Here is a 15,119-nt window from a genome sequence, read left to right on the forward strand (position 1 = left end):
AGACTGTCAGGCCGCGAGAGCGGCCTTCGTGGCGAGGCGGGCGACGGCGCCGTCGAAGAGACGGTCGATCTCCAGAAGGGTCAGGAAGGCGCCCTTGCGCCGTCCCAGGCCCTTCATGAAGCCGCTGTCCCAGGCCTCGCCGACATCCGGAGCGGCCTCGATCGGCTCTTCGCCGAGATCGGCCACTTCGTGGACGGCGTCCGCGATGACGGCGACCGTCTGCTGGCGCTCGCCGTCGACGAATTCCAGGACCACGATGCGCGTCTCGCTGCCGACCTCGCGCCGCTCGCCGTCGGGCATGGCGAGCTTGGATTTCAGGTCCATGACGGGAATGGCGACGTTGCGCACGTCGATGACGCCGAGGACGCTCGACGGGGCATTGGCCAGGGGCTCGACCGGGCGGTAGTCGAGCACTTCGCGCACCTGGCGCACGGGGATGGCGAAAGCGGCGGTGCCCATCTGGAAGGTCAGGAACTCGCGGTCGGGGGCGGGGCCTTCGAGCTCGCTGTCGCGATCGAAGTCGGGATTGCCAGACATTATGCGCTCATCCTCTCGAAACCGTTGTCATCGCCGGTGAGATCTAAGTCGAAGCCGGTGGAAGAAGGGGCCGGACCCTGCCGCGCGGGCGCCGGGCGAACGGATGCCGGAGCCGATTGCGACCGGACCTCGGTCGGGGCCGCCGCCGCAGCGATCCTCGGCTTCGCGCTGCGCGCGGCCGGGGAGGGCGCGGCACTGCGCGGCCGCTCGACCGCCGTTGCGGGCATCTGTTCGAGCCCGGCTTCCAGCTTGAAGAAGCGGGCGCGCTCGCGCAGCGAGGTCGCCTCGCCGGAGAGCTTTTCGGCGGTCGCCGACATCTGCGTCGCGGCGCCGGCATTGGCCTGGTTCACCTGATCGAGCTGCTGGATCGCCCGGTTGATCTGGTCGGCGCCGATATTCTGCTCGCGGCAGGCGGCCGAGATCTCGGAGATGAGCTCGGCCGTGCGCTGGATGTCCGGCACGAGGGCCGAGGCGTGGCGCTGGAGAGTTCGCCGATCTCGGTCGCCGCCGCCTGGCTGCGCTCGGCGAGCTTGCGAACCTCGGAGGCCACGACCGCGAAGCCCTTGCCGTGGGCGCCGGCGCGCGCGGCCTCGATGGCGGCGTTCAGCGCCAGAAGGTCGGTCTGGCGGGCGATTTCCTGCACGACGCGGATCTTGTCGGCGATGGTGCGCATCGCCTCCAGCGACTGCATCACCGCCGCCGAGGAGCGCTCGGCGCTCGCGTTCGCCTGCATCGCGATCTTCTCGGTCTGCGTGGCGTTGTCGGCGTTCTGGCGGATGTTGGCGGTCATCTCCTCCATCGCGGCGGAAGCCTGCTCGGAGGCCGCCGCCTGCTCGGTGGACCCCTGGCTCAGCTGCTCGGCCGTCGAGGAGGACTGGCTCGAGCCCGACGCGACCTGATCGGAGGAGGCGCGGACGTCGAGGATGATCTCGTTCAGCTTCAGGCGCATCTGGCAGATGGCGGTGAGGAGCTCGCCGATCTCGTCCGTCCGGTTGTGGACGATCCGGTGCGAGATGTCGCCGGTGCCGATCCGGACCGCGTTCGCCTTGGCGAGCGCGATGCCCGACGAGAGGCTGCGCGACAGGGCGAAGGCGGCGACGGCGCCGATGGCGAGGGCCGCGGCCACGAGGCCGATCAGGATGGCGCGCGTCGTCCCGAAGCTCTGCGACACGGACTGGGCGTAGGCGGCACCCTCGGCGCTCTCATGGGCGACGAGGTCCTCGATCGACGCGGAGACGGACAGGAGCAGGGGACGCATCTCGGTCGCGACGATGGCTTGCGCCTTCGCGCTGCTGTCGGTGGAGGCCAGGATGCTGACCTGGCGCATCTGGCCGTTGAAGTCCGAGAAGGTGGTGGCGATGGCGGTCGCGGCGGCGGCATGGGGCGTGTTCGCCGCCAGCTTCTTGAGGGTTGCGACGTCCTCGGCCGCGTGCCGGATCTCGGCGTCGAAGTCGCGCAGCATCGCGGTCGTCTGCGCGTCCCTTGTCTCCAGGATGAGGTTTCCGACGATGCCGACGAGGGTCGGGATCTCCGCGCGCAGGTTTCCGAGCGCGAGGCGGGCCGTCTCGGGAAGCTCGGCCACGGTCGGCGAATTTCGCAGCGTCTTCAGATCGGCCAGGAGCTTGGCAGCCAGCGGCGCGATGCGGTCGGCATTCATCGCGGTCGCGCGGACGTCGGAATTGGCCTGTGTGAGGTCCATCGCCCGGGCCGCGAGGGTCATCCAGTTGGACATGCCCTCGATCGCGGCGTCGGAAGCCTTGATGGCCTGCACTTCCTCCGCGGTCAGCCCCTCGCGATAGGTCTTCAGGACGGCGAGAAGCTGCTGCGAGCGCGCTTCGATGTCCTTGCGCAGGTCGGCCATCTCGCGATCGTCCGACGTCAGGATCATCCAGTTGAGCTGGCGGCCGAGGGCCTGCACCCCGGCGGCCGCGCCGAGGCTCGTCTTCACCTGTTCGAACGGGTGTTCGACGAATTCCTGCATCGAGTCGTTCGAGGCCGACAGGCTGCTCACGCCGTAGTAACCGGCCATTCCGCTGCAGAGGAGAATGGTGGCAAAGCTGGCGAAGAGCTTCTTCTTCAACGTGAGCCGCATCGAGGCAATGCTTTCGGGAGGATACGGGCGGCGCTTCGAACGCCGGCTGGGTTGGGAACGGCCGCTCGCGCCGCCTCAGGCGGCGTTTTCGAGATCGGCTTCGAACAGGGCTGCGACATTGAGGAGGACCACGAAGTCGGCTCCGACGCGCACGACGCCGTCCACGAGTTCGGACGGCCAGCTCGAGCCATGGTCGGGCATGGCCTCGACCTCCTCGGGGCGCACGTAGATGACTTCCATCACCGCGTCCGCCTTCATCGCGACGAGGAACGTCTCGCCCGCCGCGCCGACTTCCGAGACGATGATGCGCGTGTTCGGCGTGTCGGCCGAGACATGGGTGCCGAGGCGAAGGCGCAGGTCCACGAGCGGCACCACGTTGCCGCGCACGTTGAGGAGGCCGGGCGCGTAGTAGGGCGCGTTCGGCACGGCTGTCATCGCCGGCGGGTCGAGCACTTCGCGCACGACGCCGACGGGGAGGGCGAAGAGGTCGTCGTTGAGCGCGACCGTGAGATATTCGGCGGCGAGCGCCTGGCTCTCGGCGGTCTCGGCGGCGTCTGGATTGGCGGACACGGGATGGGCCTCCTTAGGCCGCCTGCCGCGCGTCGGCGCGCTGCGGGGAGGCGCGCCGGGCGAGGGGGTTGATGTCGAGGATGAGAGCGACCGAACCGTCGCCGAGGATCGTCGCGCCCACGAGGCCCGGCGTCTTGCGATGGAGCGGCGAGAGCGGCTTGATGACCGTCTGGTGCTGGCCGACGACCTGGTCGACGACGACGCCGATCTTGCCGGTGTCGCATTCCACGACCACGACGATGCCGCCGCGTTCCGTGGTGCCGAAGACCTCGTTCGTCCACAGGAGCGGGACGAGCGTGCCGCGGATGTCGACGAAGTTGCGCCCGTTGGAGGACTTGGTCTGCACCGAGGCGAGCTCGACGCATTCCTCGACCGAGGTCAGCGGCAGGATGCAGTGGGTGCCCCCGACGGCGACCTCGAGCCCGTCGATGATGGCGAGCGTGAGCGGCAGGCGCAGCTGGAAGCGCGTGCCGAGGCCGGGACGCGTCTCGATCTCGATCGTGCCGTGCAGTTCCTGGATCGTGCGCTTGACCACGTCCATGCCGACGCCGCGGCCCGACAGGTTGGAGACGGCGGCGGCCGTCGACAGGCCGGGATGGAAGATCAGCTCGTCGATCTCGCGGTCCGTGATCGGCGCGTCGGCCGCCACGACGCCGTTGGCGATGGCCTTTTCCAGGATGCGGGCGCGGTTGAGGCCGGCGCCGTCGTCCTCGATCGAGATGATGACCTCGGTGCCGGACTGGCGGGCGCCGAGCACGAGCGAGCCGCGCTTGGGCTTGCCGGCGGCGAGGCGCCGCTCGGCCGATTCGATGCCATGGTCGATCGAGTTGCGGATGATGTGGACGAGCGGATCGCCGAGCCGGTCGAGCACGGTCTTGTCGATCTCGGTCTCCTCGCCGAAGAAGGTGAGGGCGATGTCCTTCTGCAGGTCCGACGAGAGATCGCGCACGACGCGGCGGTAGCGGCCGAAGAGCTGCTCGATCGGCACCATGCGCATGCCCATCGCGCTGTCGCGAAGGTCGGCGGCGAGGCGCTCGATCTCCTCGCTGACCGTGGTCAGCACGGGGTCGTGGCGGTTGCGGGCGAGCGCCGAGAGGCGGGCCTGGGCGATGACGAGCTCGCCGACCTGGTCGAGAAGCATGTCGAGGCGCGAGGCGGCGACGCGAACGCTGGCTTCCACGCGCTCGGCGGCTTTCGGCTCGGCCGGCTCGCGGGCCGCCGCCGAAGCGGCGGGCGCGGCGACGGGCGCCGGGGCCGCGACGGCGGCAGGGGCCGCGACGGGCGCGGGAGCGGCGGGCGCTGCAGCGGCGGGCTCGGCCGCGAGTTCGGGCTCGGCGAGGGCGGGCGCATCCACCAGGAGCGTGACTTCCAGGACGCCCGGACCGTCGACGAAGATGAAGACGTCGTCGATGGCGCCGCGGCCCTGCGTGGTGCGCAGTTCCACTTCCCAGGCGAGATGCAGCTGGCCGGGATCGAGATCCTGCAGATGCGGCACCGAATCGTCGATCAGGCGCACATGGCAATCGCCGAGGCCGCGCAGCTCGTCGAGGAGCGCGAGCGGGTTGGTGCCGTGCACCATGGCGCTGGGGGGCAGGCGGAGCGTGATGAGGAAGGCCTCGCCGGCGGAGGCGTCGGCGGCCGGTGCGGCGGCGGCGGACCGGGCCGCCTCTGCCGGCGCTGCGTGGCCCGCGCCGCCGAGTTCGGCCTGCAGCCGGGCCACGAGCCGCTTGGACTCGGCCGAATTGTCGTCCTGGGCCTGGAAGAGCAGGCGGCGGAGCTGGTCGGTGGCGGCGAGGAAGAGGCCGCAGAGCGGGGGCGTCAGCGCCACCTCGCCCTGGCGGATGCGCTCGAAGCCGTTCTCCAGCTCGTGGGCGAAGGCCGCCATGTCGGGCGGACCGAACATGCCGCCCGAGCCCTTCAGCGTGTGAAGCGCGCGGAAGGTCGTGTTGATCAGTTCCCGGTCGTCGGGCTTGCTCTCGAGGTCGAGAAGCGCGGCCTCGAGCTGCTCGAGCAGGTCGCGCGCTTCGTTGAGGAAGGTTTCGACTGCATCGCCGAGGCTCATCGCATCAGGCTCCGATGAGCTTGTTGACGACCGCGACGAGCTTCGTCTGGTCGAAGGGCTTGACGATCCAGCCGGTGGCGCCGGCGGAGCGGCCCTCGGCCTTCTTGGTCTCGTCCGACTCGGTCGTGAGCATCACGATGGGCACGCCCGCATGCTTGGGCTGGGCGCGGATCTGGCGGATCATCGCGATGCCGTCGAGATTGGGCATGTTGAGATCGGTGATGATGAGGTTGAAGCCTTCCGTCTCCAGCGTGCGCAGCGCGTCGGCGCCGTCGACGGCGGTCGACGCTTCGTAGCCGGCGGATTCGAGGGTGAAGGCGATCATCTGCCGGATGGAGGCGGAGTCGTCGACACAGAGAACGCGTTTCGACATTGCGGAACTTCCCGTGAGGTTGGGTCTCGGCGCGGGGGAGCGCTTTGGATCAGGCGGCGAATTCGTAGCCGGCCCGACCGGCCGTGGAGATGAGGTCCTGAGACGGCTCGATGCGCAGGGTCACGCCCTGATCGGCCAGCGTCTTCTTCATGGAGATCAGGAGTTGCAGCGTCGCCGCGTCCGTCTCGCTGACGCGGGTGAGGTCCAGCGCGACGGTGGTGGCACCGGGCGCTTCGGCGATCCGCAGGAGGGCGTCCCGCATGGCTTCGCGCTGGGCAAGGCCAGACGGGCCCTCGAGGGCATGGGTGGTCGTCTCGGTCATGGGACATCCGCTTCCGGAACTCTATGCCGACGACCATACGTTGTTGCTCTTTCTCAAAGCTTAAGCGGTTTCGCTGCCAGAAAATGAACGGAAGTGTCCGTCGCCGTTGGCAAATTCTTCACCTCGTTGCGGCTTGATAGGGCCTGTCCGACCTTGCGGCCTACCGCAGCGTCAGACCGGGCGGGCGGCCTGCCGCCACCCCGTCGCACTCCGGCCGACCGGCAGGAGGGTCCACAGTTTCCGATCCTTTCGCGCCCTGCCGGCCTGCCGCCGGCGGACGCGCCGAATTCGAACCGAGCCGGAGTCGAAATGCCCAGCGGCACGTCCCTCAAAGCCCATCTCCCGACGCTTGGCCTTGCCGTGCTCGCCGCCTCCCTTGCCGGGGGTGCGGCCTTCGGCCTGATGCAGACGCGCCTGCCGGCCGAGCCGAGCGCTTCGGTCTCGCTGCTCGCCGCGCTCAACGACGCCGAGGAGGCCGGCCTGCGCCGCCGCGCGGCCGTGGCAGACGCCGTGCGTTCGGGCCTGCCGGTGGATCTCGAGGCCTTCGACCGTCTGGGCGCCGCGGCGCAGAAGGCGCTGGTGCGCGTGCAGAACGAGCCCGCCGCCGGCAGCCGCGCCGCCGATCTCGTCCGCATCGAGGCGCGTTACGCTCAGGAGTTGCGCCAGACGCTGGCGGCGCTCGGCGCCAAGGAGACCCGGGCCGCGGCCATCGCCGCAATCGCCAGCGAGACGGGCGACGCGCAGATCACCAGCGGGCTTTCGCTGCTGCGCCGGCAGGGCGAGCGCGAGATCCAGGCTCTCGCCGGCGAGCGCGAGGCCGCTCTTTCGGCCCCGCTCGACGCCATGTCGAAGGGCGCGGCCGTCATGGCGGCGCTGGCCGCCCTTCTCGGCGTCGTCGTCGCCGGACGCCTCGTCGCCCCCGTCGGGCGCCTGCGTGCCCGCATGGAGGCGATGGCCGAGGGCGACACGGAGACGCCGGTATCGGCGAAGGGCATGAGTGCCGAACTCGCCGCGCTCGCCCACGCCGCCGAGAAGGTGCGCATCGCCCTCGATCGACCCTTCGCCGCGCCCGCCCCGGTGCCCGCGCCCGTTCCGGTTCCCGCGCCGGTCGCCATGGTCGAGCCGGTGGCCGTCCCCGCGCCGGAGCCGGTCGCGGTCGAGGACGACGGCTCGCTCGACATTCTGGCGGCCGCTCTCGCCCGCCTGTCGCGCGGCGACCTCGAGACCCGCATCGACGCGCCGCTGACCGGGCGCTATGCCAGCCTCGGCGAGGAGTTCAACACGGCGGTCGGGCGCCTGCAGACGACGATCGGCGCCGTTGCCGCCGCCGTGGGCAGCCTGTCCAGCGGCATCGGCGAGATCAGCCACGCCGCCGACGACCTCGCCAAGCGGACCGAGCAGCAGGCGACGAGCCTCGACAAGACGGCCTCCGCGCTCGACGAGATCACCGCGACCGTCAAGCACAGCGCCGACAACGCGGCTTCCGTGGCGGCCTCCGTCGCGGCCGCACGGCAGGACACGGAGCGCTCGGGCGAGGTCATGGTCGAGGCGGTCTCGGCGATGAACGCCATCCAGACCTCGGCCCAGCAGATCGCCCGGATCATCGGCGTGATCGACGAGATCGCCTTCCAGACGAACCTCCTGGCGCTGAACGCGGGCGTCGAGGCGGCGCGTGCGGGAGACGCCGGCCGCGGCTTCGCGGTGGTGGCGCTCGAAGTGCGCGCGCTCGCCCAGCGCTCCTCGGAAGCGGCCAAGGAGATCAAGGGCCTCATCGGCGCCTCGACCTCGCAGGTCGGCACCGGCGTCGCGCTCGTCAACCGCGCCGGCGAGGTGCTGACGCGAATCGCCTCGCAGGTCACGCAGATCGACAGCCTCGTCCAGGAGATCGCGAGCTCGGCGCGCGAGCAGTCGATCGGCGTCGGCGAGGTCAACGAGGCGGTCAACAAGATGGACCGCGTCACCCAGCAGAACGCCGCGATGGTGGAGGAGACGACCGCCGCCACGCTCTCGCTGCGCACCGAGACCGAAGAGCTCTCGCGCCTCATCTCCGCCTTCCGCCTCGACGGGCAGGCGGCCGAGGGCAACGAGGTCTCGCTCGCCCGCCTGCGCGACCTGTCGGCGGCCATGCATCAGCAGCCGGTGCGCACCGCGCCCGCCCCGGTCCCTGCGCCCCCGCGCCGTTCCATGGCCGGTGGCGGCGCCGCGAGCGCGGCGGCGGTGAAGGTCGCGGCGCCCGCGCCCCAGCCCGTCGCCCGGGCAGCCGCCGCGCCCGTCGCCGTCGCCGCCGCAGCGCCCGTAGCCGACGCCGATCTCGGCTGGGAGGAGTTCTGATGACCGCCGCCACCGACGAAAGCCCGAAGAAGAAGCGCGTGCGCAAGCCCGCCGCGCCCAGGACCGCCAAGGCCAAGGCGGCGATCACCATCCCTGAGGACGCGATCGCCCCGCCGGCGCTCGCCGCGGCGGAGGCCGACCCCTTCGCCGAGCACGATCCCTTCGCCGAATCGCTCGCCTTCTCGGACGAAGCGCCGGCCTTCCCGGACGCGGTGTCCGACGCCTCCGAACCCGCAGCCGCAGCCGAGGCACCGGAGCCCGGCATGCCCGCAGGTCCCGGCCTCATCGAACTGGCGGCCGTTCTCGACCGCAACGCCGCGCCCGGCCTGCACGGCGGGCTCCTCGGCCTGCGCGGATCGCCGCTGACGATCGACGCCTCGAAGGTCGAGCGTATCGGCGGGCAATGCGCGCAGGTGCTCCTTTCCGCCGCCGCGACCTGGCAGGCCGATGGCCAGCCCCTCTCGCTCGTCGAGCCCTCCGCCGGGTTCGAGCGCGACCTGCAGCTTCTCGGCCTCGGCGTCCACGACTTCCTCACCACGGAAACCGCCCCATGACGAAGACCATTCTCACGGTGGACGATTCGCGCACTATGCGCGAACTCCTGCGCACCGCGCTCGTGGAGCCGGGCTTCAACGTGCTGCAGGCCGAGGACGGCGTGCACGGGCTGGAAGTGCTGCGGGCCAATCCGCTGCCCGACGTCATCATCACCGACATCAACATGCCGCGCATGGACGGGCTCGAGTTCATCGAGACCTGTCGCAAGGATGCGGCGCTGCGCGTGCTGCCGATCATCGTGCTGACGACCGAGAGCGATCCGGCCAAGAAGGACCGCGCCCGCAAGGCCGGCGCCACGGGCTGGATCGTCAAGCCCTTCGACCCCGCGCGCCTCATCGCGGCCATCAACCGCGTCGCCGCCTGAGGACCCCATGAGCGCTCTCGACGAAATCCGCGTCGTCTTCTTCCAGGAATGCGAGGAGCAGCTCCAGGAACTGGAGTCGGGCCTCACCCGGATGGATGCCGGCGAAACCGACGCCGACACCGTCAATGCCGTGTTCCGCGCGGTGCATTCGATCAAGGGCGGCGCCGGGGCCTTCAGCCTCGACGCGCTGGTGAAATTCGCCCACGTCTTCGAGACGACGCTCGACGCCGTGCGGGCCGGGCGCCTGGAAGCGGGCGAGGAGGTCATGGGCGTGATGCTGCGCTCGGCCGACCTCCTCAGCGATCTCGTGGCCGCCGGCCAGTCCGGCGAGGAGGTCGATCCCGAGCGCGCCAAGGTGCTGATCGTCGAACTGGAGCGCCTGATCGGCAAGGAGCCGGGCGACGAGGACGACGAGAATGGCGAGGTCTTCGACGATCTCGTCTTCGAGCCCATCGCCTTCGACCTGTCCGAACTCGACCTGTCCGGCCCGTCCGGCCCGAACTTCCGGATCACCTTCCGGCCCCGTCCCGAGCTCTACGAGAAGGCCAACGAGGCGACCGTCCTCCTGCGCGAGCTCTCGGCGCTCGGCGAGGCGAGCGTGACCTGCGACCGCGAGGGCCTGCCGGCGCTCGACGAGCTCGACCCCGACGGGGCCTATCTCGCCTGGACGGTGGAACTGACGACCGACAAGAGCGAGGCGGAGGTCCGCGAGATCTTCGAGTTCGCCGAATGGGACTGCGACCTGACGGTCGAGGTCCTGGGCCTTGCCGACCTCTCCGAACTCCTCCTGCCGGCGGCCACCGACGTCGACACCGGCTTCGACGTGGCCGCGCTCTTCGCGCGCCTGCAAACCGAGATGACCGGCGGCGAGGCATCGGCCGAGCCGGAAGGCGCCGAGCCCGCCGAACCCGCCGCGCCCGAGGAGACGGCGCCCGAGCCCGCAGCGCCCAAGCAGAGCGCCGAGCCCGCTGCCCCGGCCGAGAAGCCGGAAAAGGCCGAAAAGGGCGAGAAGAAGGAGGAGGCCGCCGCCGTCATCCGCGTCGAGCTGAACCGCGTCGACCGTCTGATCGATCTCGTCGGCGAGATGGTGACGGGCAGGGCGGTCCTGGCGCAGAAGATCGAGGAGGCGGGCCTTCCCATGGGCTCGGAGGTGCAGACCTGCCTGGAGGATCTCGAGCGGCTGACGCGCGACCTGCAGGAAAGCGTGATGACCGTGCGCGCGCAGCCGGTGAAGTCCGTGTTCCAGCGCATGCCGCGCCTCGTGCGCGAGGTGGCCTCCGTCACCGGCAAGAAGGTCGCCTTCGTCACCAAGGGCGAGAACACCGAGGTGGACAAGACGGTGGTGGAGCGCCTCGGCGAGCCGCTGACGCACATGATCCGCAACGCCATCGATCACGGGCTGGAATCGACCGAGAAGCGCATCGCCGCCGGCAAGCCCGCCGAGGGCACGGTGACGCTCGCCGCCGCCCACCGCTCGGGCCGCATCATCATCGAGATCTCCGACGACGGGGGCGGCATCAACCGGGCGCGCGTGCGCCAGATCGCCATCGACAAGGGTCTGCTCGACCCGAACACGGTCCTGACGGACGAGGAGACCGACCAGCTCATCATGCTGCCGGGCTTCTCGACGGCGGCGACGATCTCCTCCGTCTCGGGCCGCGGCGTCGGCATGGACGTGGTGAAGAGCTCCATCGAGGCGCTCGGCGGCCGCCTGTCCATCGCCTCGCGGCCGGGCCTCGGCTCGACCTTCACCATGAGCCTGCCGCTGACGCTCGCCGTCCTGGAAGGCATGGTCGTGCGCGTGGAGGAGGAGACGCTCGTCGTGCCGCTGGCCGCGATCGTCGTCACCTTCCGCCCGCGCGCGGAAGACCTCCTGCATGTCGGCGCGGGCCAGGCGGTGAAGATCCGCGGCGCCACGCTGCCGCTCGTCGATGTCGGCGTGAAGCTCGGCTACCGCGACGCGCCGATCGATCCGAAGGTGGGCGTGGCGATCCTCGTGGAAGGCGACAAGGGGCGCCGGGTGGCGCTTCTCGTCGACGACATCCGCGGTCAGCGCCAGGTCGTCATCAAGAGTCTCGAGAAGAACTACCGGCCCGTGCCCGGCATTGCGGCGGCGACGATCTCGGGCGAGGGGCGCGTGGCGCTCATCGTCGATGTCGACGGCATGTGCGAGGATCGCTCGATCGACGAGTTCGTCCTCGGCTGGGAACCGGTTGCGGCGGAGTGATGCGATGATGAAACCGAGCCTGAAGAGCGGCGGCAATTCCGTCGAGATGGTCGCCTTCCAGATCGGCCACCGCGAGTTCTGCGTGGACATCGCGCTGGTGCGCGAGATCAAGGGCTGGATGCCCACGACCACGATCCCGCACGCGCCGCACTACATACTGGGCGTGGTGAACCTGCGCGGCCTCGTCCTGCCCGTCGTCGACCTCGCCGCGCGCCTCGGCTTTCCCGCAACGGTGCCGACCAAGCGCCACGTCATCGTCGTGGTCGATGTCGAGGGGCAGGTGTTCGGCCTTCTCGTCGACGCGGTCTCCGACATCTTCTCGGTGACGCCCGAGATGATGAGCGTGGCGCCGGAAATCTCCGGCGAGATGGCGCGCAGCTTCATCTCCGCCGTCGTCTCCATCGGCGACCGGATGATCGCGCGCGTCGTGCCCGAGCGCATGCTGCCCGAAAGGGCCAAGGGCCAGGCGGCGTGAGCGCCCAGGCCAGACCCTTCGCGGAGGAGGTCGGCGACCCGAAGCTCTCGGTCGCCGAGTTCCGGCGCGTGGCCGCCATGCTCGCGCAGGCCGCCGGCATCGATCTCGAGGAGGGCAAGGACGCCTTCGTCCATGCCCGTCTCATCAAGCGCCTGCGCGAGCTGCGCCTGAGCTCCTTCGACGACTATTGCAGCCTCGTGGACGCCGACCGGAGCGGCGAGGAGGGGCGCCGCATGGTCGAGGCGCTGACGACGAACTACACGTTCTTCTTCCGCGAGCCGCACCATTTCGACCACCTGCGCGACGAGGTGATGCCGCGGCTCGCGCAGAAGGCCAAGCGCGGCGAGCGCGTGCGTCTGTGGTCCGCCGGCTGTTCGCTCGGCCACGAGCCCTATTCGATGGGGCTCACCGTCCTCGACGTCCTGCCCGACGCCGAGCGCTACGACGTGAAGATCCTGGCGACCGACATCGACCGCGAGGTGATCGCCAGCGCCTCGGCCGGCCTCTACGACGACCAGTGCCTCGCCCCGGTGCCGGCGGACGCGCGGGCGCGCCATTTCCTGCCGGCCGGCGGCGACAGCCGCGCGAACGACCGCCTGCGCGCCCTCGTTTCCTTTCGTCAGCTGAACCTTCTCGAAGACTGGCCGATGTCGGGCGCGTTCGACGTCATCTTCTGCCGGAACGTCACCATCTATTTCGCCGCGCCGACGCGCGAGCAGCTGTGGACGCGCCTGGCGCGCAAGTTGACGCCGGACGGCATCCTCTATGCCGGCCATTCGGAGCGCATCACGGGCGCGGCCCTTTCGGCCCTGGCGCATGTCGGCTCCGTCGCCACGACCTATGCGAGGCTGCAGCGATGACGAAGGTGAGGGCACTCGTGGTCGACGATTCGGCCACGATGCGGATGCTGATCGCCAAGACGCTGGGCGCCGACCCGCAGATCGAGGTCGTGGGCTTCGCCAAGGATCCGATCGAGGCGCGCGCCGAGATCAAGCGGCTGGACCCCGACGTCATCACGCTGGACGTGGAGATGCCGCGCATGCAGGGCACGGAGTTCCTGGCCCATCTCATGCGCCTGCGGCCGATGCCGGTCGTCATGGTCTCGACGCTCACCGGACCGGGCACAGCGACCGCGATCGAGGCGCTCTCGATCGGCGCCTACGACTGTTTCGCCAAGCCTTCCGGCACTTCCACGCGGGCCTTCGACGGGCTTGCGGCGATGGTGAAGGAAGCCGCCGGCGCCAAACGCTCCATCGTCGCGCTCGCCGCGCGCCAGAACGAGAGCCGGCAGGCGGCCGCCCGGCCGGCGGCCGAGACAGCCGCGTCCGGCGGTCCGGCGGCGATCGTCATCGCCGCGTCCACCGGCGGCATCGAGGCGATCTCGACGGTTCTGTCGCAATGGCCGAAGGACTGCCCGCCGACCTTCGTCGTGCAGCATCTGCCGGCCGGCTTCACCAAGGGATTCGCCGCGCGCCTCGACGCGATCTCACCCGCTGAGGTAGCAGAGGCGCGGGACGGAGAGAGGGCGGCACGGGGGCGCGTCTACATCGCTCCGGCGGGTGCGTCGCATCTTCTCGTCGGTGGCCTGCACCCGGCCTGCATGTTACGCAGCGCCGATCCCGTCAGCGGTCATCGGCCCGCTGCGGACGTCCTCTTCTCGTCGGCCGCCTCCGCCTACGGGGCCGAACTCCTCGGCATCGTCCTCACCGGCATGGGAGCGGACGGCGCCAAGGGACTTCTCGCCATCCGGAAGGCGGGCGGGGCGACGATTGGGCAGGACGAGGCCACCTCGCTTGTCTATGGAATGCCGAAGGCAGCTTTCCAGCTCGGAGCCGTCGAACGCCAGCTGCCGCTCGCGCGCATCGCGCAGGCGGCCTTTAATCTCGAACGAGCGGAGGCCTCGCCGTGTCCGTAACAAAACAGAACATCAAGATCCTGATCGTCGACGACCAGAGCACCAGTCGCCTCCTGATGCGCGACGCCCTGGACAAGATCGGCATCAAGAACATTCCCTTCGCCAAGGACGGCGAGGAGGCCCTGAAGCTGATGATGACCGCGCCGGCGCATATCGTCGTCTCGGACTACAACATGCCCAAGATCAACGGCCTCCAGCTCCTCCAGGCGATCCGCAGCTATCCCGCCACGCGCAAGACGCCCTTCATCATCCTGACCGGGTCCAGCGACCGGGCGGTGCTGCAGGCCGCCATCAAGCTCGGCGTGAACAACTACCTGCCCAAGCCCGTGAAGCCCGAAGCTCTGCAGAAGGCGATCGAACAGGTCATCGGGCAGCTCGCCTGATGCCGGGCGCCCGAATCCGAGTCACGGAAGGCGAGGTCCGATTCTGCGAAGGACCGGGAACCGTGCTGACCGCCGTGCTCGGATCGTGCATCGCGGCCTGCATCCACGACCCCGTCGCCCAGGTCGGCGGCATGAACCATTTCCTGCTCGCCGGGGGCGACGGGCGGCGCAGCCGTTCGCAGGAGCGCTACGGCGCCTCGCTGATGGAAGTGCTCATCAACGGCCTCCTGGCGCGGGGCGCCACGCGCGACAATCTCCAGGCCAAGGTGTTCGGCGGCTCGTCGATGATCCCGGGCATGGGCGATATCGGACGGGCCAACGCCATCTTCGCGTCGAATTTTCTTCTGACGGAAGGCATCATGCAGGTGGGAGGCAGCGTCGGCGGCATCAGCGCGCGTCTCGTCGAGTACTGGCCGGAAACGGGCCGGGCACGGCAGAAATTCGTGCAGCGCGTCGTACCTGTCGTCGATGTGGCGCCGCCAGCCGAGGAGGCCGGACTTGTCGAGTTCTTCTGAGATCCAGGGCGACCTGCCGACCATGCAGGCGCTGCTTCTGAGCCTCGCGCACGAGGTGGCCGCGCAGGCGCGCAGCGTCGAATCGCTGCACGACCTCGCCACGGGGTCGAACGCCGCGCAGGCCCTGCGCCTCGGCCAGACGGTGGACATCGCGAGCCAGCATCTCCTGGCGCTCGCCAGCGTCCTCGAAAGCCTCGCCGCCTCCACCCGCGCCGAGACCGATCTTCCCCTGCGCCTCGTCCATACGCTCGAAGCGCTGCCTCTGTCGGCCCTGCGCGACCGTCTGCTCGCCCGTGTGCCCGTGGCCGCCAACGACGACGACGATTCGGGAGACATGGAACTCCTGTGACACTGCGCCCGCCGTCGCCGTCGCCTGCATCCGCCTTGTCGATCAAAGC

17 protein-coding genes are annotated in these 15,119 nt (G+C 70.0%); 10 read left to right on the forward strand and 7 right to left on the reverse strand.

Annotation, left to right across the window (positions count from 1 at the left end):
* Positions 1-6 precede the first annotated feature (6 nt).
* The 7 genes from ASG48_RS07005 to ASG48_RS07030 form a co-directional block, all read right to left on the reverse strand.
* Complete coding sequence (locus ASG48_RS07005; RefSeq protein ID WP_055847168.1) at positions 7-537, reverse strand: chemotaxis protein CheW; 531 nt, start codon at positions 535-537, stop codon at positions 7-9.
* Entirely contained in the window at positions 537-887 is a 351-nt protein-coding gene (locus ASG48_RS19010) for a hypothetical protein (RefSeq protein WP_348271121.1), read from the reverse strand. Before ASG48_RS19010 ends, ASG48_RS07005 begins: the two co-directional genes overlap by 1 nt.
* The gene (locus ASG48_RS07010; RefSeq protein ID WP_055847171.1) at positions 884-2,629 is read right to left on the reverse strand and encodes a methyl-accepting chemotaxis protein; all 1,746 of its coding nucleotides are present in this window, start codon (positions 2,627-2,629) and stop codon (positions 884-886) included. Before ASG48_RS07010 ends, ASG48_RS19010 begins: the two co-directional genes overlap by 4 nt.
* 75 nt (positions 2,630-2,704) lie before the next feature.
* Positions 2,705-3,199 (reverse strand): chemotaxis protein CheW, encoded by a 495-nt coding sequence (locus ASG48_RS07015; RefSeq protein WP_055847174.1) that lies wholly within the window; start codon positions 3,197-3,199, stop codon positions 2,705-2,707.
* Between the two features lie 13 nt (positions 3,200-3,212).
* Positions 3,213-5,261 carry a chemotaxis protein CheA gene (locus ASG48_RS07020; RefSeq protein ID WP_055847176.1) on the reverse strand — a complete coding sequence of 683 codons (2,049 nt, stop codon included), beginning with the start codon at positions 5,259-5,261 and terminating at the stop codon, positions 3,213-3,215.
* Between the two features lie 4 nt (positions 5,262-5,265).
* Complete coding sequence (locus ASG48_RS07025; protein WP_055847179.1) at positions 5,266-5,634, reverse strand: response regulator; 369 nt, start codon at positions 5,632-5,634, stop codon at positions 5,266-5,268.
* Between the two features lie 49 nt (positions 5,635-5,683).
* A complete protein-coding gene (locus tag ASG48_RS07030) occupies positions 5,684-5,956 on the reverse strand; it encodes an STAS domain-containing protein (RefSeq protein WP_055847182.1) in 273 nt (90 codons plus the stop codon).
* Between the two features lie 309 nt (positions 5,957-6,265).
* Between ASG48_RS07030 and ASG48_RS07035 the strand changes: the two genes are divergently transcribed.
* From ASG48_RS07035 to ASG48_RS07080, 10 genes are all read left to right on the forward strand, one after another.
* Entirely contained in the window at positions 6,266-8,287 is a 2,022-nt protein-coding gene (locus tag ASG48_RS07035; RefSeq protein WP_055847185.1) for a methyl-accepting chemotaxis protein, read from the forward strand.
* Positions 8,287-8,841 carry an STAS domain-containing protein gene (locus ASG48_RS18745; protein ID WP_244486795.1) on the forward strand — a complete coding sequence of 185 codons (555 nt, stop codon included), beginning with the start codon at positions 8,287-8,289 and terminating at the stop codon, positions 8,839-8,841. The genes ASG48_RS07035 and ASG48_RS18745 overlap by 1 nt, the downstream gene beginning before the upstream one ends.
* On the forward strand, positions 8,838-9,206 hold the full coding sequence (locus tag ASG48_RS07045) for a response regulator (protein ID WP_055847188.1): 369 nt from the start codon (positions 8,838-8,840) through the stop codon (positions 9,204-9,206). The genes ASG48_RS18745 and ASG48_RS07045 overlap by 4 nt, the downstream gene beginning before the upstream one ends.
* A 7-nt stretch (positions 9,207-9,213) precedes the next feature.
* A complete protein-coding gene (locus tag ASG48_RS07050) occupies positions 9,214-11,433 on the forward strand; it encodes a chemotaxis protein CheA (protein ID WP_055847191.1) in 2,220 nt (739 codons plus the stop codon).
* A gap of 4 nt (positions 11,434-11,437) precedes the next feature.
* On the forward strand, positions 11,438-11,908 hold the full coding sequence (locus ASG48_RS07055; protein ID WP_156381488.1) for a chemotaxis protein CheW: 471 nt from the start codon (positions 11,438-11,440) through the stop codon (positions 11,906-11,908).
* Entirely contained in the window at positions 11,905-12,768 is an 864-nt protein-coding gene (locus ASG48_RS07060; RefSeq protein ID WP_055847194.1) for a protein-glutamate O-methyltransferase CheR, read from the forward strand. Before ASG48_RS07055 ends, ASG48_RS07060 begins: the two co-directional genes overlap by 4 nt.
* Complete coding sequence (locus tag ASG48_RS07065; protein ID WP_055847196.1) at positions 12,765-13,823, forward strand: chemotaxis response regulator protein-glutamate methylesterase; 1,059 nt, start codon at positions 12,765-12,767, stop codon at positions 13,821-13,823. Before ASG48_RS07060 ends, ASG48_RS07065 begins: the two co-directional genes overlap by 4 nt.
* The gene (locus ASG48_RS07070; RefSeq protein WP_055847199.1) at positions 13,814-14,206 is read left to right on the forward strand and encodes a response regulator; all 393 of its coding nucleotides are present in this window, start codon (positions 13,814-13,816) and stop codon (positions 14,204-14,206) included. Before ASG48_RS07065 ends, ASG48_RS07070 begins: the two co-directional genes overlap by 10 nt.
* A 62-nt stretch (positions 14,207-14,268) precedes the next feature.
* Positions 14,269-14,721, forward strand: coding sequence for a chemotaxis protein CheD (locus ASG48_RS07075; protein ID WP_244486796.1), 453 nt, complete (start codon positions 14,269-14,271; stop codon positions 14,719-14,721).
* A complete protein-coding gene (locus ASG48_RS07080) occupies positions 14,705-15,070 on the forward strand; it encodes a hypothetical protein (protein ID WP_156381489.1) in 366 nt (121 codons plus the stop codon). Before ASG48_RS07075 ends, ASG48_RS07080 begins: the two co-directional genes overlap by 17 nt.
* Positions 15,071-15,119 lie beyond the last annotated feature (49 nt).

It is taken from the genome of Aurantimonas sp. Leaf443 (genome assembly GCF_001425575.1).
Taxonomy (GTDB): domain Bacteria; phylum Pseudomonadota; class Alphaproteobacteria; order Rhizobiales; family Rhizobiaceae; genus Leaf443.